Source organism: Aliiroseovarius sp. PrR006 (assembly GCF_010500215.1).
Taxonomy (GTDB): domain Bacteria; phylum Pseudomonadota; class Alphaproteobacteria; order Rhodobacterales; family Rhodobacteraceae; genus Aliiroseovarius.
Window position 1 is genome coordinate 1,428,463 of record NZ_JAAGOY010000004.1, and the last position, 19,867, is coordinate 1,448,329.

The window sequence follows — 19,867 nt, forward strand, 5'->3', positions numbered from 1 at the left end:
GCTCGACTTGCGATCAAGTGTTCCGATTTCAAACATCTAAGTCCCTATCCTTTCCCTGCTCATCAACATGGAACATCCACCGATTGTGGCGTGCGCTCCAAGATTCACTAAAGAGCCTTTGGGGCGTCCAACCAACCCTCAGCATCAGCTCACTGCCACGATATTCGAACCAGATTGCACGCAACACCCATCGAGCCGCAGCAGCGAACATTCCATACAGACCCAACTGCCACATATAGATCCCCTCTTCCGTCGAGCCCGTTTTCCATTCAATCAACGGACCGGACAGCGCTATCAGATCAACAAGGATCATCAAGCCCGATATAAGAACGACTAGATTTTGTTGCGAGGAGAACCGCACTTATTCCCCATACAGGTTCTTGTCGTGCTTCTCGACGATCTCGGCGAAGCGGCGGGCGAAGCGTTCGTCGGCTTTGGCCTTCTGCTCCAGCACGTCGCGGGCAAAGACCATCTGGTCTTCGTGGGCTTCCATCATGTCAGCCATGCGCTGGTTCGTTGCCGTGCCAATCGCAGCCATGGCGGCTTGGGCTTCCTTGTCGGTCTCGACGCCGATTTCGTTGATCCGGTGCGCCACATCCTGCTGTTGCGCGGTCTTCAATGACTTGGTCAGCGCATCATACAGCACCACGCGTTGCTTGGTGTCTGTTTGCAGTTTGTTGATCAGCACCATCTGCGTCGCGGCTTGGTTCTGCAGCGAATCGACCCAGGTTTTGCCCTTCTCGATATAGCGCTCCAACGTCTGTGACTTGGCAAGCTTCACTTGCTCTTCCTGCACCATCTCGTTGTACTGGCTGTTCAGATCGGCCAGCTCGGTCTCAAGCTGCGTGCGTTTGGCGGCGTCCTGTTCGTTGGCGATCTTGTTTTCAAGTTCGATGATCTTGGGGTCCATGCCAAGGATTTCGGCACGCAGGCTTTCCAGCTCGCCCACGGTCATTTCGCGCTCGTCCAGCGTGGCGGTCAGGTTTTCGCCGACCTTTTCCTTCTGCTCGTTCAGCATCGCCAGCTGACCTTCCAGAAGGTTCACAATGCTATCCGACTGCGCGATCAGCTCTTGCAGCTTGTCGTCGATCGAGGCCGTGCGCATCCGTTCCTGACGCATGCTTTCCGATTTTGCTTTCGAGAAGATGCCCACAAAGCTTTCCCAGCCCGTCTTCGACCGCATCTGGTCAAAGTCGGTCGAAAAGCCCGAGGTCACGTCGTCCAGACCCATGATCAGTTCGGCGATGTTGGCATTCATCGCTTCGGTGTGGGCGTGCACGTCGTCCAGCGTCGCGTTTTCGATGTCGATCGAGATGTCTTCACCGCTGGCGGCTTTCGCACGCGCGGTTTCGATCCGTGTGGTCAGTTCGGAAATCTTGGCCTGCGCCTCTTCAACCTGCGTTTGGCTTTCACGAATCTGCTTATCAAAACTGGACATATGCCCTCCTTCTATCCACCAAATCTTCGGTCAGGTCTTGCTGCCCGCGCGAAGCATGTTAATCACTATTACATTTCTATTTAGGTTGAGCTTACCGCGATTTAAAGCCCCACAACAGCGTTTTCCTTCGCGTTTTCCGCGAAATTCGACGGGGTTTATATCCACCATTGAGATACGTGCGCAGTGCGCCTAGGGTCTTGGCATGACCGACAAAATCGACCCGCTTTTGACCGAAATTGCGCGCCGTCAGGATGACCTGATCCGGCTGACCCAAGACCTGATCCGCATCCCGACGCTGAACCCTCCGGGCCGCGAATATCGCACCATCTGCACCTACATAGCCGAGCGGATGGGTGCGCAAGGCTGGACAGTCGAACTGATCCGGGCCGAGGGCACGCCGGGCGACAGTGCAGACTATCCCCGCTGGAACGTGATTTGCCGACACGAGGGTAAGGCGCCCGGCGAATGTGTGCATTTCAACAGCCACCATGATGTGGTCGAGGTGGGTCACGGCTGGACCAAGGACCCGTTTGGCGGCGAATTGGAAGACGGCAAGGTCTATGGGCGCGGAGCATGCGATATGAAGGGCGGGCTGGCGGCCTCGATCATCGCGGCCGAGGCCTTCGTCGCGCTCTACCCGGACCATGCAGGCGCGGTGGAAATCAGCGCCACGGCGGATGAGGAATCGGGAGGCTATGGCGGCGTCGCCTATCTTGCCGAGAAGGGCTATTTCGACCCGGATCGCGTGCAACATGTGATCATCCCCGAACCTCTGAACAAAGACCGTATCTGTCTTGGCCATCGAGGCGTCTGGTGGGCCGAGATCGAGACCAAGGGGCGAATTGCCCACGGATCGATGCCCTTCTTAGGCGATAGCGCCATTCGCCATATGGGCGCGGTGTTGGAAGAGATGGAGCGCCACCTGTTCCCGCTTCTCGCCACCAAACGCACCGACATGCCGGTGGTGCCCGAGGGTGCGAAGCAATCGACACTAAACATCAACTCGATCCACGGCGGCGAGCCAGAACAGGATCCAGATTTCACCGGGCTACCTGCACCCTGTGTAGCCGACCGCTGCCGCATCGTGATCGACCGACGCTTCCTGATGGAAGAGGACATCACCGAGGTGAAGGCCGAGGTCAGCCGGATGTTGGAAGCGATCCGGGCTGAACGCCCGAACTTCGAGTGCGAGATCCGCGACATGCACGAGGTCATTCCGACCATGACTGATAAGGACGCACCGGTTGTGACCTCAACGGCTGCGGCGATCGAGAAGGTGCTGGGCGCGCAGCCTTCTTACGTGGTCAGCCCCGGCACCTATGACCAGAAGCATATCGACCGCATCGGCAAGCTGAAGAACTGCATCGCCTATGGGCCAGGCATTCTGGATCTGGCACACCAGCCCGACGAATGGGTGGGTGTGCAGGACATGATCGACAGCGCGGGCGTCATGGCCTTGGTGTTGAAGGAATTGCTCGGTCAGGACAATGGGGGCGCTGCCCCCGCCTGACCGGACAATGTCCGCTCAGGCTCCCCCGGGATATTTATGGCAAGAAAATGCGGCGTTACTCGCGGGCGCGCAGGACGCGGGCGGGTTTGGCCGAGAGCGGGCGGAAGGCGAAGAAGAGGCCTGCCAGGACGGTGGCGGCGACACCGCCGGACACGATGGCAAGGGCGTTTTGCAGGTCGAAGGCGAAGCTCTCTTCCATGATGTAGTGCGTCACGGCCCAGCCTGCGATGCCCCCTGCAACCACGGCGACCACGCCAGCAGCTGCACCCAACACTGCCGAGCGGATGGCGAAGTTTACAAGGATACCTGCACGGGTCGCGCCGAGGGTTTTCAGGATTGCAGCCTCGTAAGTGCGGGCACGTTCCCCGGCGGCGGCAGCGCCCATAAGTACCACGAACCCGGTGACCAGCGTGGCCAGTGCGCCATACGTGATTGCAGCAGCCACCTGCCCCATCAATCCGGTGATCTGGGTGATCGCGTCACGGACCGAGATCAGGGTGATGTTCGGGTGGGCATTGCCCAGATCGCGCAGGATCGCGGCCTCGCCTTCCTGCTTGGAATAGATCGTGGCGATATAGCTGTGCGGTGCACCCGCCAGCGCGAACGGGTTCATCGTCAGGATAAAGCCCATGCCCGCCTGACTGAAATCCACCTCGCGCAGTGATGTGATTTCGCCGGTGATATCGCGACCCAGAATGTTGATGGTCAGCTGGTCTCCGATGCCAATCCCCATCTCACGCGCTTCCTCGGCGGCGAAACTGATCTGGGGCCGGCCTTGGTAGTCCTCGGGCCACCATTCGCCCTCGACCACCGTCGTACGGGTGGGTTTTGCGGAATAGGTCAGACCCCGATCGCCACGGATGACCCAATGACCACCGGCGACCTCGCCCGCGGGACGGTCATTGATCTGGGTGATCACGCCGCGCAGCATAGGGGCGGTGTCGATGCGGCTGACGAAGGGGTCGCCGTTCAGACGCGCCTTTACGGCGTCGATCTGGTCGGGCTGGATGTCCACAACGAAGAAACTTGGGGCCACGTCTGGCAAGTCGCGCGAGATCGCGCCGCGCAGGTTGTTGTCGATCTGGCCCACGGCAGCAAGAACGGCCAACCCAAGACCGAGCGATAGGACCACCGCCCCGGCCTCGCCTCCCGGGCCGCCCACGGCGGTGAAGGCCATGCGCAGGGTTGGCACGCGGCGCAGGATTTGGCGGTGACCCAACCAGCGGGCGGCGTATTTCACGGCTATCCCTGTCAGGACCAGCGTGGCAAAGGCGCCGCCAAGGCCGATGAAGCTCCACATCGCCAAGGGCGCCATGCCCGAGAACTTTGCCGCCACCCAGACCAGCAGCGCCAGAATGGCGACGCAGAGCCCAATGAACAGTGGACGCGGCAGGCGGTTCGAGCCAAGGGCTGCATCGCGGAACAGGTCGGCGGCTTTGACCTCTTCCGTGCGGGCCAGGGGCCAAAGGGTGAAAAGGAGTGCGGCAAGGACGCCGTAAAGCGCAGCCTCGGCCAGTGGGCGGGGATAGAGGGTCAGTTCGGCTGACACCGGCAGCGACTGCGCGATGACGGGGACCAGCAGTGCCGGGATCAGCGCGCCGAGAATCACGCCCAGCGCCAACCCCAGAAGGGTCAGAGTGCCGATCTGTAAAAAGTAGGTCAGGAAGATCACACGACGTTCGGCACCAAGGGCGCGCAGGATCGCAATTGTGCCGGTTTTTTCGTCCAGATAAGACCGGATCGCGGCCGAGATGCCGACGCCTCCGACCGCCAGCCCCGCCAGCCCGACAAGGACAAGGAAAGCGCCCAGACGGTCGATCAGGCGCCGCATCCCGGGCGCGCCATCGCGCGCGTCCTGCCATCGTGCGCCGTTGGGTTCAAGCGCGGGCATCAGCACGCCATAGGCCGGGCCGATGCCGCCCTCGGGCAGGCGCATGCGATAGTGGCTGTCAAACAGCGTGCCTTCAGACAACAGGCTGGAGCCGTCCAGCGCCGAGCGGCGCAGGATCGAACGCGGGCCAAGCCCGAACCCGCCCGTGGCGTTGTCCGGTTCGCTGACCAGCTCGGCCATCAGGACAAAGGGGATTTCGCCCAATGTCAAACTGTCACCGACCTCAAGGCCCAAACGATCGATTAGAAGATCGTCCATGACGATCCCGGGCTGGCCGTTCACCCCGTCCAGCGCGGCGGCCATCGGCATCGGTGGGTCCAACCTCGCCGTGCCATAGAGCGGATAGGCGTCATCAACGGCTTTCACCTGTGTCAGTGCGCGTTCCTCGCCGACCACGATCATGGATCGGAAATCGGCGATGACCGACAGGTCGACGGCTGCGTCTGAGATCATGGCCAGTTCGGCCTCATCCGCGAAGCGATAGGTGAAAGAGATCGAAGCATCGCCTCCGAGCAGCACTGCGCCTTGGCTGGACAGGCCAGCGCGCAAGGCTTCGCGCACCGACCCGACGGCAGCGATGGCGGCAACACCCAGGATCAGGCAAGCAAGGAAGATACGGAAGCCTTTGATCCCGCCGCGCAGCTCGCGCCGGGTCAGGCGCCAGGCCATCCCGAAATTCTGGGCGATGTTCTGGATCATGCAAGTCGCCCGTCTTGGATGTGCACCACGCGGTCACAGCGCTCGGCCAGTTCGGGGGCGTGGGTGACAAGGATCAGGGTCGATCCGTGACGGTCGCGCAGTCCAAACAGCAGATCCATGATCGAGGCTCCGGTAGTGCCGTCCAGATTACCAGTCGGTTCATCCGCCAGCAGGATTTCGGGCCGGGGCGCGGCAGCGCGGGCAAGCGCGACACGCTGTTGTTCGCCGCCCGACATCTGGCTGGGATAATGGTGCAGACGATGGGATAGACCCACTGCCTCAAGCTCTTGCGTGGCGCGGTCGAACGCGTCGGACACACCGGCCAGTTCCAAGGGGGTCGCGACGTTTTCCAGTGCAGTCATGGTCGGGATCAGATGAAAGGACTGAAACACAACGCCCATGTGGTCGCGGCGGAACCGCGCCAGCCGATCTTCGTTCATCGCGCCAAGGTCTTGACCCAGCGCCTGAACGCTTCCACCTGTGGCCTGATCCAGCCCGCCCATAAGCATCAGAAGCGAGGATTTACCCGACCCGGACGGCCCCGTCAGACCCACGGTTTCGCCAGTAGTCACATTTAGGTCAATGCCCTTGAGGATCTCAGTCCGGCCTGCATTATTGCCAAGCGTCAGGCGCACGTCGCGCAGGGATAGAACCGGGGTCGTCATGGGGCAGACCTTCTTTAGGAGAATGGCATGATATCAGCTGCATATGGGGTTTTGGCCCGCGGTCTCAAGGGGCTATTCCTGACAGTTTTCATGGCCTGTGCGGCGCAAGCGGAAACCACTACGATTCTTGCGCTGGGTGATAGTTTGACGGCTGGATATGGCCTGCCGCAGGCTGAGGGGTTCGTGCCCCAGTTGGAAACCGCGTTAACCGAGCAAGGCCTGGACGTTCAAGTGGTCAATGCGGGCGTATCCGGGGACACCTCGGCCGGAGGAGCCGCACGTCTTGGGTGGATCCTGACCGACGACATCGACGTCGCTATGGTCGCGCTTGGCGGAAATGACATGCTGCGCGGTATCTCGCCGGAAGAAACGCAGCGCAATCTTGCCGCAATCCTGACGGAACTGCAGGACAAGGGCATCCCAACCCTGCTGATCGGCGTCCTTGCGTCATCCAATTTCGGCGAAGGCTACCGCGCTGATTTCCAGCAGGTTTTCCCGGATCTTGCTCAGGAATTCAGCGTCGATCTGTTCCCGAACTTCCTAGATGGCATCGCCACCGCCGGGACATTCGCCGACGCGCGGCGCCTGTATCTTCAGGCCGACGGGCTGCACCCGAACCAGCAGGGCGTTGCCCTGATTGTGGACAAAATAGTCCCTTCTGTGGTATCCTTAGTGAGATAATTCACGTGACTGCGCACGCTTTCGGCATGCGTAAGAACGCTGTTTTCTGACGGGTGACCCGCATTAGTTCGGCCTTCTGTGACACCAATGCGGATTGTCTTGGCGCTGCCAATTCAGAGCCCGTCATAGCTGGTCGTGCCATTTTACGCGACGCAAGGTGCGGAGCGCCGCTATGAAACTGCTGATTGCCTCTGATGATGCCACGCTTCGGCGCACGGTTCTTGCCGCCGCCGAGAGTTGCGGCATTCCTTCCCCATTTGAAGCCGACTCGATGCAGCGCGCTTTGGACACGCTTGGGAAAGCGCCCGGATATGATTGTGCTGTCATCGACTATCGTTTGCCCGACCTCGGTGGTCTGAAGGCCATCGAAAAGCTGTGTCGTCGTGACAAGCGGTTGGCCGTCGCGCTCTTGCTGCCCAAGAAAGAGGTGGACCTGCTGCGGCAAGCCCTGCGGACGGGGGCTTGCGTGGGGGCGCCGGTCGAAATCTCCGAGACCGCTCTGGCCAGCATCCTGACCCTGATCAGCGAAGACCTTGGTCTGATGGCCTACCCCATCTCTCATCGGCCAAATATCGACCAGCACGGCACCAGATTATCACGGCGCGAGATGCAAATTCTGGACAGCCTCTGTGCGGGTCGCCAGAACAAGGAAATCGCCCATATATTTGGCATTCAGGAGGTCACCGTGAAGATGCATATGCGGTCGATCATCACCAAGCTGGGTGCGAAGAACCGCACCCATGCCGCGATGATCGCGTTGCGAAACGGGATCGTGTAGCGACGTTACTCTTCCGGCGGATTATCATCCCACCTATCGCTAAGAATACGCTGACCGTCCCCATCGGGGTCGTCATATTGTTCCGTCTTCAAGGTCCAGAAGAACGCAGCCAGACCCAGCGCTCCCAAAAGCAAGGAAATGGGGATCAGGTACACAAGGACGTTCATCGGCTTAGCCTTTCTTCAGACGCAGAGCGTTCAATGACACTGACACCGACGAGGTCGACATGGCAAGGGCTGCGGCCAATGGTGTTGCAAAGCCCAACAGGGCAACCGGAATGGCAATGAGGTTGTAACCTGCTGAGATAGCGAAGTTTTCCTTGATCCGGCGGGTGGCCGATTTCGACATGTCGATGGCACCGGCCAGCGGCTCCATCGATTTGCCCAGCAGCACGATGTCGGACACCACGCGGGCGGCTTCCAGCGCAGATGCAGGCGAGATCGAGACATGCGCAGCCGCCAGTGCCGCCGTGTCGTTCAGACCGTCGCCAACCATCAGCACCTTGCGGCCCGACTTACCCAGACGAGCCACGAACTCGGCCTTGTCTTCGGGCAGCGTGTCGGCCTGCCAGTCTTCGATGCCCACACGACCCGCGATGTCGGCCACCGCGGCGGGCACATCGCCCGAAATCAGCGTGACGCCCATGCCTTTGGCTTTCAGGGCGGTGATCGCCTCTTCTACACCGGGGCGCAGCGCATCGGTGAAGGTGAAGGCCACCGGCTTGGCGCCCGAGATCGACAGATAGGTCGCGGTTTGCCCAACAGCGTTGGCGCCCAGCCATTCGGCGCGGCCAAGGCGGACGGTTTTTCCGGTCCACTGCCCTTCGATGCCCTTGCCCGGAACCTCGGTCACTTGAGACACCTCGGCGGGGTGCACGCCAGCGGCGCGGGCAGCTTGGGTCAGGGATTGAGCCAGCGGGTGGCTGGAACCTTCGGCCAACGCAAGCGCGACCTGCAGGTCGCGGTCCTTGTGGCGGGCCAGTGCATCCAGTGCGGGCTTACCCTCGGTCAGAGTGCCGGTCTTGTCGAACACGACGTGATCCACCTCGGCCAGACGCTCCATCGCGGTGGCGGATTTCAAAAGCATCCCCTGCTTGAACAAACGGCCCGAGGCCGCCGTGGTCACGGCCGGTACAGCCAGACCCAGCGCACAAGGGCAAGTGATGATCAGCGTGGCAACGGCGATGTTCATCGACATGCGCCAGTCGCCGGAATACCAAACCCAGAACAGGAAGGCCGCGAAAGACAGAATGTGCACCACCGGCGCATAGACGGCGGCGGCTTTATCCGCCAGCGACGTATAGCGGTTGCGCGCGGTTTCCGCGATGGCGACCAAATCGGCCATCCGGTGCAGCGAGCTGTCACGCCCGGCAGCTGTTACGCGTACGGTCAGAGGGCCAGTCAGGTTCACCTCGCCCGCCGAGACGATGCTGTCCGGCGACGCCGCCACAGGCAGGCTTTCCCCGGTCAGAAGCGAGCGGTCCAGCTCGCTTTCGCCGCCGGTGACGATGCCATCCACGGGAACGCGGGATCCCGGCACGACGCGCACGATCTGTCCCGGCTCCAGCTCGGACACTGGGACCTGTTCGTCGGCTTGGCCCGCGACCACGCGCAAAGCACGCGGGACTTCCAGCGCAGCCAATTCCTCGGCTGCAGATCGAGCGACCGCACGCGTACGGTAGTCCAGATAGCGTCCTGCCAGCAGGAAGAAGGTCAGCGACAAGGCTGCATCGAAATAAGCGTGCTTGCCCGAGTGCATGGTTTCATAGATCGACATGCCCAGCGCCAGCAGGATCGCCAGAGAGATCGGTACATCCATGTTCAACCGGCGTACCCGAAGGGCCGACCATGCGGATTTGAAGAACACCTGGCTTGAGAAGCCCACGGTCGGAATGGCGATGCCCGCGCTGATCCAGTGGAACAGATCGCGCGTTGCATCCGTGGCCCCCGACCAGACCGCGACGCTCAGCAGCATCACGTTCATCATGGCAAAGCCCGACACGCCCAAACGCATCAAAAGGTCTTTGCCGTGTTTGTCGGTGGCAGTTGCTTTCAACTGGCCCGGATCTAGCTCGTACGCTTCGAACCCGATGCCGGTCAGATAATCGGCCAACGTCTGTGCTTCGACATCCTGGTCCACATCAACAACGGCCCGCTTCAATGTCAGGTTCACACGCGCCGAGCGCACACCGTCCTGTTTGGCCAGCCCACGTTCCACGCCCGCGATACAGGCCGCACAGTAAATCTGGGGCAGCGAAAGCATGATCCGCTTCGCTTCCATCCCATTGCCGCGATAGCCCTTGCCCGCTTGCTCTTCCGCAAGCGGGGCAGCGTCACACGCCGGACAGGCAGAGATCGGAGCAGCCATAATGTATTCCTTGTTCGCGCGCTTTTTGAAGACTTAGTTGGTCTTCAGATAAATCGGAATCCGCTGTTGAAAGCTGGTGCCGTCTTCCGCCACTGCATTCATCCGCAGGTTCCAGTTGCCGTCACCCAGCTTGCCCACCTGCGCAACATAAGCGCCGGTCGAGTCTTGGCTGAATTCAGGTTCTTGGTCTTCATTCACATGGGTCGCCCGGCCCAGAAGGCCGTAAAGCGAAGTGACGGTCACAGCGTCGCCGTTCTCGTCCTTGATATCCAGAACCAGAGTCTCACCCTCGATCCGGGCGGACACGTCCCAGCCCAGCCCCTCTTGGGCGGCACGCTGGGAGTCAAACTTCTGACTGGCGACATACGAATTCTTGGTCTCAAGCCCGGGGAATGTCCCCACGGCCGAATAGGCCATGAAGATATTCACACCGATGATGATCGAAAACGCCGTAACCACGATGGCCAGCACATGTTTGCCCGTCAGTTCGAACTCTTTCTTCTCGGTTTTCTCACCCATGGCTCAGCGCCCTCTTCCGTTAAAGACAGTGTCAAGGTGGGCACGGTCTCCGGTCACGCCATCCACGACCCAGATGCGCAGGTCAGTACGGTCCAGCTTGGCGGCTTCCGAACCCGGAGGCGCAACAACATAGACACGCTGTTTGGCCTCGGTATCAGGCGGAGCTACTAGCACAAGTTTGTCGCTGCCTTCCAGTTCTACCGTCAGCGGGCTGCCGTCTGTCAGGGTAAAGTAATAGGGCCATTCTTCGCCGTGGCGGTTCCGCACACCCACGTCATAGGTGTTGCGGATCGCACCGTCCGACAGTGTCACATAGGTGGGGTTACGGACGGGGCGAATGGTGACGTCGACTTTGGGACGGGCAAACACGGCCACGGTCAACGCGACCCCAACCAGCGTCCAAAGCGAGGTGTAAAGAATGGTGCGCGGACGTAGCAGGTGCTTCATCACCGGGATTTTCACATTCCCGGCGCGTTCGTACGACTCATCTTTCAGCGCAAGATAGTCGATCAAGCCACGTTCTTTGCCGACCTTCACCATCATCTCATCACAGGCATCGATGCACAGACCGCAGGTGATGCATTCCATCTGCTGGCCATCGCGAATGTCGATGCCCATCGGGCAGACGGCAACGCAGGCGTTACAGTCGATACAGTCGCCCAGATCGTCCCGTTTCTTACCACGGCCTCGTGGTTCGCCACGCCAGTCGCGATAGGCGATAGTGATTGTGTCTTCGTCCATCATAGCCGCCTGAATACGCGGCCAGGGGCAGGCATAAATGCAGATTTGCTCGCGCGCGATGCCGCCGAAGAAGAAAGTGGTTAGCGTCAGCACCAAGACGGTCGAATAGGCCAGCGGGTGCGCCTGCCCCGCCACCAAATCCATCAAAAGCGTGGGGGCATCGGCAAAATAGAACACCCACGCGCCGCCGGTGGCGACAGCGATCAAGATCCAAGCGATGAACTTCACCAGACGCTTGCGGATCTTCTCGGCATTCCATTTTTGCCGGTGCAGACGGATGCGCGCGTTTCGGTCGCCTTCGATCCAGCGCTCGACAAGGATCATAAGGTCGGTCCACACGGTCTGCGGACAGGCATAGCCGCACCACACCCGACCAGCGGCAGACGTAAACAGGAACAACCCAAGCCCTGCCATGATCAATAGGCCCGCGATGAAATAGAATTCATGCGGCCAGATTTCGATCCAGAAGAAGAAGAACCGGCGGTTGGCCATGTCCACAAGGATCGCCTGATCGGGCAGGTTCGGGCCACGATCCCAACGGATCCACGGGGCAAGATAGTAGATGCCAAGGGTGATCCCCATGATCCACCACTTAAGGCTACGGAAGGTGCCCTTTACCCGTTTCGGGAAGACTGGCTCGCGCGGGGCATATAGCTGCTCTGGGGCGTCAGACATGACTGTTTCTCGGATCCTGTGTTTCGCTTGAGGTTCCACTTAGGAACTATTCCAGATCTAAGCCTTGATGTGGATCAAGACTTTTCCTGAAGGTTTTCACCGACTGCCTATCTAAGCCTCTGAGAAAGGACGAGTTTGCAGAGTGTCGCAGTGCAAAAAGGTCGCAGGGGGCGCGAGCACACTCGGAATTACACAGGGGAAATCTGATTCCCTACACACCAAAAAGAAACCCGGGCGACATGCACCCGGGTTTCGAAATTTGGCGGCACCGACCTCGGAGAAACGCGCGAACAGGATCAGAGGTCGGTGCCTTTGACCGGGGAGTGAGGCCCCGGATCTTGGGCCGTCCAAGCGCAGGCGCTTGGACGAATGTTTTAGGCCAGAGGCCGGGGCTTATTCGCCGCCGCCCAACTGGTGGATGTAAGCCGATACAGCGTTGATTTGGCTGTCGGTCAGCTTGCCGCTCCAGGCAGGCATAACGCCGTAGGGGCCTTCCGAAACGACCTCGGTGATCGCGTCTTTGCCGTCACCGAACAGCCAGATGGCATCGGTCAGGTTCGGAGCACCTTGGGTACGGTCACCCGTGCCGTCTTCCATGTGGCAGGACGAGCAGTTGTCCGCAAAGACCACGGCACCGTCAGCAACCAGCGACATGTCAGCAGCGTCTTTGGTCACCGACGACAGCGACATGGTGTAGGCCACAACCTGTGCGATTTCTTCGTCGCTCAGATAATCGTCACCGAAGGCGGGCATTTCCGAATAACGGGTATCGTCATTGTCGTCCGAACGAATACCGTAGGCAACCGTCATCTGGATGTCTTCCAACGTACCGCCCCAGAGCCAATCATTGTCCAAGAGGTTCGGATAACCAACGGCACCGTTTGCGCCTGAACCGTGACACTGCGAACACCAGGTGGCGTAGGTCGCTCGGCCCGACTGAATGGCGTAGTTGTGCAGATCCGAACCTTGGCTCAGCGTGGTCAGGTCAGCAGAAGCCAGCTGGGCTTCCAATTCGCTGTTCATGCCTTTGAAGCGTTCGATTTCTTCAGCAACTTCCGCACGGGTCGAGTAGCCAAGGTAGCCAGCGGTGGCCCCTTTGATCATCGGCCAAGCAGGATAGGCGATTGTGTACCAGATACCCCAAACGATGGTGGCGTAGAACACCCAGACCCACCAACGGGGCAGTGGGTTGTTAAACTCCTGAATGCCGTCCCATTCGTGACCCGTCGTTTCGGGATCTTTCTTTTCAACAGGTTTTTTACTCATTGCCGCAACTCCTTTTGAGCTGAGCGCCCGGGAACATCAGTCCCGGTCACCGGCAGGTTTGTCTTCGTGGCGGAAGGGGATGTTCGCGATGTCCTTGTGGACCTTGTTCGATCCTGGGCGGAACGCAAATATTGCTGCCCCGATGAAAAAGGCGAACATCGCGATCAGGAACCAGCTGTCAGCGAAGGCTCGCATAATGCTATAGGTGTCCATCATCCCAGCTCCTTACCGGCTTGCGTCAGGTGTGAAGGTCGAGAAGTCGACCAGAGTACCCAACATCTGCATATAGGCGATCAGAGCGTCCATTTCGGACACACCCGGCTTGCCATCGAAGTTGCGCGCTTGCGCTTTCGGATAGCGTGCCTGGAGCGCGTCGACGTCCGAATTGTCGCCATCCGGGTCAGCTTGGCTTAGCCAATCTGCTTCCGCATTTGCGATCTGTTCGTCGGTGTAAGGCACACCCACGATCCGGTTCGTCTTCATCACGTCCTGGATGTATTTCGGCTCGATCAGCTTATCCAAAAGGAAAGCGTACGGCGGCATCACCGATTCCGGCACAACCGACTGCGGATCAACCAGGTGATCTACATGCCATTCGTCCGAGTAGCGGCCACCGACGCGGGCAAGGTCAGGACCTGTCCGCTTGGAGCCCCACTGGAACGGGTGGTCGTACTGGCTTTCAGCCGCAAGGCTGTAGTGGCCGTAACGCTCTACTTCGTCGCGCATCGGGCGGATCATCTGCGAGTGACAGACATAGCAGCCCTCGCGGATATAGATGTTCCGGCCCTCAAGCTCGAGCGGCGAGTAGGGGCGCACGCCTTCCACATCCTCGATCGTGTTTTCGAGGTAGAAGAGCGGTGCGATCTCTACGATGCCACCCACGGTCACAACCAGAAGGCTACCGACCAGAAGGATCGTGGCGTTCTTCTCAATGACGCCGTGTTTGTCGAGAATTCCCATTAGTCATTCCCTCCTTATTCTGCCGGTGCCGCTGCTGCGTCGCCTGCTGCTTCAGCAGCCGGAGCGCGCTTCACGGTCATCCAGAGGTTGTAGCACATGATCACAGCACCAGCGAGGAACAGAACCCCACCCAGACCGCGAACCACATACATCGGGAACTTAGCGGCAACGGTGTCTGCGAACGAGTTCACAAGGAAGCCTTGCGCATCAACTTCACGCCACATCAGGCCTTCCATGATACCGGTTACCCACATCGACGCGGCGTAGAGCACGATGCCGATGGTGGCGAGCCAGAAGTGCCAGCTTACCAGTTTCAGGCTGTAAAGACCTGCACGGTTCCACAGTTTGGGGACTAGGAAGTACAGCATCCCGAAGGTGATCATGCCGTTCCAGCCAAGAGCACCCGAGTGCACGTGACCAATGGTCCAGTCAGTGTAGTGCGACAGCGAGTTCACGGCGCGGATCGACATCATCGGACCTTCGAAGGTCGACATGCCGTAGAAGCCGATGGACACAACCATCATACGGATAACCGGGTCGGTGCGCAGTTTGTCCCATGCACCCGACAGGGTCATCAGACCGTTGATCATACCTCCCCAGCTGGGCATCCACAGTACGATCGAGAACACCATACCAAGGGTCGAGGCCCAATCCGGCAGAGCGGTGTAGTGCAGGTGGTGCGGACCAGCCCAGATGTACAGGAAGATCAGGGCCCAGAAGTGGATGATCGACAGCTTGTACGAGAAGACAGGACGTTCAGCCTGCTTCGGCACGAAGTAATACATCATGCCCAAGAAGCCAGCGGTCAGGAAGAAGCCCACAGCGTTGTGGCCATACCACCACTGGGTCATCGCATCTTGTACACCAGCAAACAGCTGTACCGATTTCGAACCGAAGATCGACACGGGAACAGCCAGGTTGTTCACAACGTGCAGCATGGCAACGGTGATGATGAAGGACAGGAAGAACCAGTTGGCTACATAGATGTGCGGCTCTTTCCGCTTCATCAGCGTACCCATGAAGACCACCAGGTAAGCCACCCAAACGATGGTCAGCCACAGGTCGGTGTACCATTCGGGTTCGGCGTATTCTTTACCGTGGGTTGCTCCAAGCAGATAACCGGTTGCAGCCAGCAGGATCACAATCTGGTAGCCCCAGAACACGAACCACGCCAGGTTGCCGCCCCAAAGGCGTGCACCCGAGGTGCGCTGCACCACGTAGAACGAGCTGGTAATCAGAGCTGTACCGCCAAATGCGAAAATCACTGCCGAGGTGTGCAGTGGGCGCAGACGACCAAAGTTCAAATAACCTTCGGCCCAGGCAAAGTTCAGTTCAGGAAAGGCCAGCTGGAACGCGATGAACGTCCCGACCAAGAAGCCTACGACGCCCCAAAAGGCAGTCAAGGCCGCGCCCACGCGAATGGGCCCATCCATATATCCGGTTTCAACGACCTTTTCGCTTCCCACACCTCGCAGTGTGTAAACGAACAGGCCAGCCGCGATCAGAACTACCAGAATAGCGTGTACTTGGTAGGCTACGTCGCGGGCATAGCTAGCGGCGATTGCGGCCAATACTGTTATCAGCGCGAAAATCACCAGTTTGAGGTAATCCCACATTTTGCGTCCCTTCGTCATTGTCTTGTGCCCACTTGACCCTAAATAGACTCGGGGCACCTATCGACTTTCGTCGGTTTGGACTTAACCCCAGCCCCTCGCCTTGATCCATGTCAAAACTTGCCGCACCCGGGCAGATTTCGGCGCTTGACCCATGTCAAAGCGTCACAGGTGAAGGCTTGGCACCCTTTTAGTGACATTCGCTGGAGGCCTGACATGGACTACAAAACGATTATGACAATCATATCAGACGACACGCGGTTCCGCCCTGCGCTGGATACTGCACGCTGTCTGTCCGAGCGTTTCGACGCACATCTTGAGGCCTTATGCCTTGGCATCGACCCTTCACAGCAAGGGTTTTACTATGCCGGGGCATCCGCGATGATGGTGCAAGACAACCTTTCCCAAGTCCGCGAGGACATCGAAGCGCTGGAACAAGACATCCGGCAGATTCTTGCATCGAATGTAATGCCGTGGTCGACCACGGCACTGGCCACTCAATCGGTCACGCTGAACCATGTGGTGGCGCATCGCTCTCGATTCGCGGATCTGGTCATCCTGCCCCGCCCCTATGGCGAAGGCCGTGGCCACAATGCCGAGGCCATTATCGAAAGCGCCATGTTCGACGGCGGCGTACCGGCTCTTGTGCTGCCAGATGAGGTGTCTATGTCGGAACCGCCCACAAATGTAGTGATCGCATGGAATGAAAGCTCCGAATCGCTGCGTGCGATTCGCGCGGCCATGCCGTTCCTGAAGGCCGCCGAATCGATCTCGATCGCTGTCATTGATCCGCCACAGCATGGGCCCGAACGCTCAGACCCCGGCGGCGCACTTAGCCAGATGCTGGCGCGTCACGGCATCCGGGCAGAGGTGTCAGTTCTGGCCAAGACCATGCCGCGCATCGCGGACATTCTGAACCGCCACGCCAGTGACAAGAATGCAGATTTGATCGTGATGGGGGCCTATGGCCACTCGCGGTTCCGCGAATCCATTCTGGGCGGCGCCACCCGGCATATGCTTGAAATTGCAGCAGTTCCGGTACTGATGGCACACTAAAACCAAACAGACGGCGGTTTAGAAAATGTGACCGCCGTCGATATCATCCCCGGTCTCGGACACCAGTCTTTGCAGGTCGGGGATGTGCACTTGGCGCTTGCCCTGAAGCTGGATCACTCCAGCCTTTTTCAGCGCCGAGATCTGGCGACTGACCGTTTCAAGCGTCAGACCAAGATAGTCTGCCATCGCTTCGCGCGTCAGCGGCAGATCGAATTCCATACCATCTTTGGGCAGCCGTTTATGCAACGCAGCATCCCGGCGCGCGATAATCATCAGAAGGCTGGCAATCTTTTCACGCGCGGTTTTGCGCCCCAGAACCAGCATCCATTCCCGCGCGCTGTCCAGTTCGTCCAGCGTCATCTGCAACAGCCGTCCACCGATCGACGGGGTCGAGCCCATCAGATTTTCAAAAGGCTTCTTGCGGAAACAGCACAGGGTCAGGTCGGTGACGGCAACCACATCGAACGGCGCTTGTTCACGTCCCGGACGGCCAATGAAGTCAGACGGCAGCAACAAGCCGACCATTTGGGTCCGCCCGTCTTCCATCGTCTGGCTCAGGGTTGCGATCCCGGTGACGACGCTGGCCACGAACTCCATCGGGTCCCCCGCCCAGATGACAGGCTGGCCTGCTTCATAGGTGCGATAATACTTGATGTCGTCCAGATGCTCCAACTCATCCGGCTCACAGCGCGAACACACGGCACGGTGGCGAATCGGGCACGTTCCGCAATCTCTTGGGTTGAAACTGGTATCGTTCATGGTTTCCTGAACAAGATAAATATCCTGCTTTGATCCTGATCAAAGTATGCAGCGCGTTTAGTGTTACAGCGTATTCGAATGCAGACACTTACGCAACTGAAACGCCTTGGTCTTTTTGACGCGCGAGTCCCCCGATATACCAGCTATCCGACCTCTCCTCATTTCAAGGCAGGCTTCGGTTCCAATACGCTTGCCAATTGGATTGGCGCGATTCCGTCGGGCAACAAGGTTTCGCTTTATGTACACATTCCGTTTTGCCGACGCCTGTGTTGGTTTTGCGCCTGTCGCACCCAAGGCACATCGACGGCCGAGCCCGTTGCCGCCTATGTCGACACGCTAAAAGCGGAACTGGCGACGATCAAATCGCTGCTGGCACCGGGGATCGAGATCGAACACCTGCATTGGGGTGGCGGAACCCCGACCCTGCTGCAGCCAGAGATGATTGCCGATCTGACCGCAGCCATTCTGAACACAATGCCGCTTGCCGAAGGCGCACAGTTCTCGGTCGAGATTGACCCATCGGAAGTTGATGACGCCCGTCTGGACGCGCTGGCTGCGGCTGGCATGAACCGTGCGTCGATTGGCGTGCAGGATTTTGACCCGATGATCCAAGAGGTTATCGGGCGTCCCCAAAGCTATGAAATCACCAAGGACGCCGTGGACGGTCTGCGCGCCCGTGGGATCGACAGCCTGAATATGGATATTCTGTACGGCCTACCCCACCAGAATGTCGCACGTGTCACAGATTCGGTTGAAAAGCTGATCAGCCTTGGCCCGGACCGCGTGGCCCTGTTCGGCTATGCCCACGTCCCGTGGATGGCACGCCGCCAGACCCTTATCCCGACCGAGGCCCTGCCCTCGGCCGAAGAGCGTCTCGACCTGTTCAACACCGCCCGCGATCTGTTCGTAGCCAGCGGTTATGACGAGATCGGCATCGACCACTTCGCCCTGCCCACGGATGGTCTGGCGAAAGCGCATAAAGCCGGCACGATGAAGCGGAACTTCCAAGGCTATACCGAGGACGCGTCCGAGGTGTTGATGGGCGTGGGCGCAAGCTCGATCGCGCGCTATCCGCAGGGCTATGTGCAGAACCAGCCAGCCACCGCCAAATATCAAGCTGCTGCGCGTGACGGGCAGCTGACCGCCGCCAAAGGGCACACGTTTACAGGTGATGACATCGCGCGAGGCCGCGTGATCGAAGAGCTTTTGTGCTATTTCCGTGCCGATCTGGCCGCACTGGCCAAGGAGCAATCCCTGCCGGTAGGGACCCTGCTTGAGTGGGTCGATGGTCTTGAAGAAGCGATGCCTGGAACGACGGATCTGGTGGACAACGTGCTGACCATCCGCGACGAATCCCGCCCGCTTGCACGCATCATCGCCCGCCACTTTGACGCATACGAGATGAATGAAAGCGGACATAGTCAGGCGGTGTAATCGCCGCCTGAACTACCTTCGGTGACGAACGCCGTCACTCTGGGGATTTTTTGCGATAGCCCGCCTCGATTGCGATTCGGTCCAACACATCGGCCAGAGTCAGCCCGTGTTCGAACTTTCCATCACGTAGGAAGCTTTCGACCTGCGTGATTACCAACGGGTTCACCATCATGAAGGTGTGGGTCACCGGTAGGGTGATGTGGTCGTCCATCCCTTCGACCCGTGTGCTTTCGACCGAGACCTTCCCGTCATCCGCGCCGTCGATCACCGCCGAATAGATCGGGTTCAGCGATCGGTTTCCGGCGATCACGCCCAGTTCGAACTGGGCGCTTCCCGTTTGATTGGGAACCGAGTCCTGACCCGTGCCCAGCTGCAATCCGGCAGGACCGTTGATCCATTCGAAAGGCTCCAGTTCGGCGAACTCATCCACCAGTTGCGAGCCTTGATTGGGCGGGGCCAGCATTACAACGCGCCCAAGATTCTTAGGATGATTATCGTCCAACCAGACGCGCACAAGGATGCCGCCCATCGAGTGCGTCACGAAATGCAACCGCTCGTCCCCGCAGGCCTCGACCGCAGGGGGGATGGCCACATTGGCCAGAACCGGAATTTCGGCCTTGGTTGACGGGTAGCCAAGGTTGACCACCTTATAGCCCTCGGCCTCAAGCGCTTCCTCCATCACCCACATGGACGAGGCCGACCGCGCAAGACCATGCAACAGCACCACGCAATCCGCACGGGCGGGAAGCGCGCTGATGAACGTCATCAGAAGGGCAATAACAGCGGTCACTCTCATGGCTTCAGAATACTCGTAT

General features: G+C 59.4%; 19 protein-coding genes. 5 read left to right on the forward strand and 14 right to left on the reverse strand.

The genetic code is table 11. From position 1 onward, the window contains the following. Positions 1-28: 28 nt before the first annotated feature. Together G0Q00_RS06970 and G0Q00_RS06975 are read right to left on the reverse strand one after the other, a co-directional pair. The gene (locus tag G0Q00_RS06970) at positions 29-313 is read right to left on the reverse strand and encodes a hypothetical protein (protein ID WP_163037635.1); all 285 of its coding nucleotides are present in this window, start codon (positions 311-313) and stop codon (positions 29-31) included. A gap of 48 nt (positions 314-361) precedes the next feature. Continuing rightward, the gene (locus tag G0Q00_RS06975; RefSeq protein WP_163037637.1) at positions 362-1,438 is read right to left on the reverse strand and encodes a hypothetical protein; all 1,077 of its coding nucleotides are present in this window, start codon (positions 1,436-1,438) and stop codon (positions 362-364) included. Positions 1,439-1,640: 202 nt separating this feature from the next. Between G0Q00_RS06975 and G0Q00_RS06980 the strand changes: the two genes are divergently transcribed. Next, positions 1,641-2,948 (forward strand): acetylornithine deacetylase/succinyl-diaminopimelate desuccinylase family protein, encoded by a 1,308-nt coding sequence (locus tag G0Q00_RS06980; protein WP_203564908.1) that lies wholly within the window; start codon positions 1,641-1,643, stop codon positions 2,946-2,948. Between the two features lie 55 nt (positions 2,949-3,003). Here the strand turns inward: G0Q00_RS06980 and G0Q00_RS06985 are convergent, their stop codons facing one another. After that, positions 3,004-5,538: an ABC transporter permease gene (locus G0Q00_RS06985; RefSeq protein ID WP_239058341.1), complete on the reverse strand. Its 2,535-nt coding sequence runs from the start codon at positions 5,536-5,538 to the stop codon at positions 3,004-3,006. Beyond that, positions 5,535-6,203, reverse strand: coding sequence for an ABC transporter ATP-binding protein (locus G0Q00_RS06990; RefSeq protein WP_163037639.1), 669 nt, complete (start codon positions 6,201-6,203; stop codon positions 5,535-5,537). The genes G0Q00_RS06985 and G0Q00_RS06990 overlap by 4 nt, the downstream gene beginning before the upstream one ends. Before the next feature lie 27 nt (positions 6,204-6,230). Here G0Q00_RS06990 and G0Q00_RS06995 point away from each other — a divergent pair, with 27 nt between their 5' ends. Then, positions 6,231-6,884, forward strand: coding sequence for an arylesterase (locus G0Q00_RS06995; protein WP_239058342.1), 654 nt, complete (start codon positions 6,231-6,233; stop codon positions 6,882-6,884). A gap of 172 nt (positions 6,885-7,056) precedes the next feature. Next, complete coding sequence (locus G0Q00_RS07000) at positions 7,057-7,662, forward strand: response regulator transcription factor (RefSeq protein ID WP_163037641.1); 606 nt, start codon at positions 7,057-7,059, stop codon at positions 7,660-7,662. A 5-nt stretch (positions 7,663-7,667) separates the two neighbouring features. Here G0Q00_RS07000 and ccoS read toward each other — a convergent pair whose 3' ends face one another. The 8 genes from ccoS to ccoN form a co-directional block, all read right to left on the reverse strand. Beyond that, positions 7,668-7,829 (reverse strand): cbb3-type cytochrome oxidase assembly protein CcoS, encoded by a 162-nt coding sequence (ccoS, locus tag G0Q00_RS07005; RefSeq protein WP_163037643.1) that lies wholly within the window; start codon positions 7,827-7,829, stop codon positions 7,668-7,670. A 4-nt stretch (positions 7,830-7,833) separates the two neighbouring features. Next, a complete protein-coding gene (locus G0Q00_RS07010) occupies positions 7,834-10,029 on the reverse strand; it encodes a heavy metal translocating P-type ATPase (RefSeq protein ID WP_163037645.1) in 2,196 nt (731 codons plus the stop codon). Positions 10,030-10,062: 33 nt separating this feature from the next. Continuing rightward, entirely contained in the window at positions 10,063-10,548 is a 486-nt protein-coding gene (locus G0Q00_RS07015) for a FixH family protein (RefSeq protein ID WP_163037647.1), read from the reverse strand. Positions 10,549-10,551: 3 nt separating this feature from the next. After that, positions 10,552-11,964 carry a cytochrome c oxidase accessory protein CcoG gene (gene ccoG, locus G0Q00_RS07020; protein WP_163037649.1) on the reverse strand — a complete coding sequence of 471 codons (1,413 nt, stop codon included), beginning with the start codon at positions 11,962-11,964 and terminating at the stop codon, positions 10,552-10,554. Between the two features lie 393 nt (positions 11,965-12,357). Further along, positions 12,358-13,230 (reverse strand): cytochrome-c oxidase, cbb3-type subunit III, encoded by an 873-nt coding sequence (gene ccoP, locus G0Q00_RS07025; protein ID WP_163037651.1) that lies wholly within the window; start codon positions 13,228-13,230, stop codon positions 12,358-12,360. 36 nt (positions 13,231-13,266) lie between these two features. Next, on the reverse strand, positions 13,267-13,443 hold the full coding sequence (locus G0Q00_RS07030) for a cbb3-type cytochrome c oxidase subunit 3 (RefSeq protein ID WP_163037653.1): 177 nt from the start codon (positions 13,441-13,443) through the stop codon (positions 13,267-13,269). Between the two features lie 12 nt (positions 13,444-13,455). Beyond that, on the reverse strand, positions 13,456-14,190 hold the full coding sequence (ccoO, locus tag G0Q00_RS07035; protein WP_163037655.1) for a cytochrome-c oxidase, cbb3-type subunit II: 735 nt from the start codon (positions 14,188-14,190) through the stop codon (positions 13,456-13,458). A gap of 14 nt (positions 14,191-14,204) precedes the next feature. Then, on the reverse strand, positions 14,205-15,806 hold the full coding sequence (gene ccoN, locus G0Q00_RS07040) for a cytochrome-c oxidase, cbb3-type subunit I (RefSeq protein ID WP_163037657.1): 1,602 nt from the start codon (positions 15,804-15,806) through the stop codon (positions 14,205-14,207). A 213-nt stretch (positions 15,807-16,019) separates the two neighbouring features. Here ccoN and G0Q00_RS07045 point away from each other — a divergent pair, with 213 nt between their 5' ends. Then, positions 16,020-16,859 carry a universal stress protein gene (locus tag G0Q00_RS07045; RefSeq protein ID WP_163037659.1) on the forward strand — a complete coding sequence of 280 codons (840 nt, stop codon included), beginning with the start codon at positions 16,020-16,022 and terminating at the stop codon, positions 16,857-16,859. A gap of 18 nt (positions 16,860-16,877) precedes the next feature. On the opposite strand, the gene fnrL is transcribed toward G0Q00_RS07045, so the two are convergent. After that, a complete protein-coding gene (fnrL, locus tag G0Q00_RS07050) occupies positions 16,878-17,618 on the reverse strand; it encodes a transcriptional regulator FnrL (RefSeq protein ID WP_163037661.1) in 741 nt (246 codons plus the stop codon). A gap of 78 nt (positions 17,619-17,696) precedes the next feature. On the opposite strand from fnrL, the gene hemN reads away from it, so the two are divergent. Beyond that, entirely contained in the window at positions 17,697-19,052 is a 1,356-nt protein-coding gene (gene hemN / locus G0Q00_RS07055; protein WP_163037663.1) for an oxygen-independent coproporphyrinogen III oxidase, read from the forward strand. Positions 19,053-19,086: 34 nt separating this feature from the next. On the opposite strand, the gene G0Q00_RS07060 is transcribed toward hemN, so the two are convergent. Continuing rightward, complete coding sequence (locus G0Q00_RS07060) at positions 19,087-19,848, reverse strand: triacylglycerol lipase (protein ID WP_163037664.1); 762 nt, start codon at positions 19,846-19,848, stop codon at positions 19,087-19,089. Positions 19,849-19,867 lie beyond the last annotated feature (19 nt).

Excerpts from the sequence above, each read along its gene's own strand:
- G0Q00_RS06970 (WP_163037635.1), bottom strand. The coding sequence starts at position 313 with ATGATCCTTGTTGATCTGATAGCGCTGTCCGGTCCGTTGATTGAATGG.
- G0Q00_RS06975 (WP_163037637.1), bottom strand. The coding sequence starts at position 1,438 with ATGTCCAGTTTTGATAAGCAGATTCGTGAAAGCCAAACGCAGGTTGAA.
- G0Q00_RS06980 (WP_203564908.1), top strand. The coding sequence starts at position 1,641 with ATGACCGACAAAATCGACCCGCTTTTGACCGAAATTGCGCGCCGTCAG.
- G0Q00_RS06985 (WP_239058341.1), bottom strand. The coding sequence starts at position 5,538 with ATGATCCAGAACATCGCCCAGAATTTCGGGATGGCCTGGCGCCTGACC.
- G0Q00_RS06990 (WP_163037639.1), bottom strand. The coding sequence starts at position 6,203 with ATGACGACCCCGGTTCTATCCCTGCGCGACGTGCGCCTGACGCTTGGC.
- G0Q00_RS06995 (WP_239058342.1), top strand. The coding sequence starts at position 6,231 with ATGATATCAGCTGCATATGGGGTTTTGGCCCGCGGTCTCAAGGGGCTA.
- G0Q00_RS07000 (WP_163037641.1), top strand. The coding sequence starts at position 7,057 with ATGAAACTGCTGATTGCCTCTGATGATGCCACGCTTCGGCGCACGGTT.
- ccoS (WP_163037643.1), bottom strand. The coding sequence starts at position 7,829 with ATGAACGTCCTTGTGTACCTGATCCCCATTTCCTTGCTTTTGGGAGCG.
- G0Q00_RS07010 (WP_163037645.1), bottom strand. The coding sequence starts at position 10,029 with ATGGCTGCTCCGATCTCTGCCTGTCCGGCGTGTGACGCTGCCCCGCTT.
- G0Q00_RS07015 (WP_163037647.1), bottom strand. The coding sequence starts at position 10,548 with ATGGGTGAGAAAACCGAGAAGAAAGAGTTCGAACTGACGGGCAAACAT.
- ccoG (WP_163037649.1), bottom strand. The coding sequence starts at position 11,964 with ATGTCTGACGCCCCAGAGCAGCTATATGCCCCGCGCGAGCCAGTCTTC.
- ccoP (WP_163037651.1), bottom strand. The coding sequence starts at position 13,230 with ATGAGTAAAAAACCTGTTGAAAAGAAAGATCCCGAAACGACGGGTCAC.
- G0Q00_RS07030 (WP_163037653.1), bottom strand. The coding sequence starts at position 13,443 with ATGGACACCTATAGCATTATGCGAGCCTTCGCTGACAGCTGGTTCCTG.
- ccoO (WP_163037655.1), bottom strand. The coding sequence starts at position 14,190 with ATGGGAATTCTCGACAAACACGGCGTCATTGAGAAGAACGCCACGATC.
- ccoN (WP_163037657.1), bottom strand. The coding sequence starts at position 15,806 with ATGTGGGATTACCTCAAACTGGTGATTTTCGCGCTGATAACAGTATTG.
- G0Q00_RS07045 (WP_163037659.1), top strand. The coding sequence starts at position 16,020 with ATGGACTACAAAACGATTATGACAATCATATCAGACGACACGCGGTTC.
- fnrL (WP_163037661.1), bottom strand. The coding sequence starts at position 17,618 with ATGAACGATACCAGTTTCAACCCAAGAGATTGCGGAACGTGCCCGATT.
- hemN (WP_163037663.1), top strand. The coding sequence starts at position 17,697 with ATGCAGACACTTACGCAACTGAAACGCCTTGGTCTTTTTGACGCGCGA.
- G0Q00_RS07060 (WP_163037664.1), bottom strand. The coding sequence starts at position 19,848 with ATGAGAGTGACCGCTGTTATTGCCCTTCTGATGACGTTCATCAGCGCG.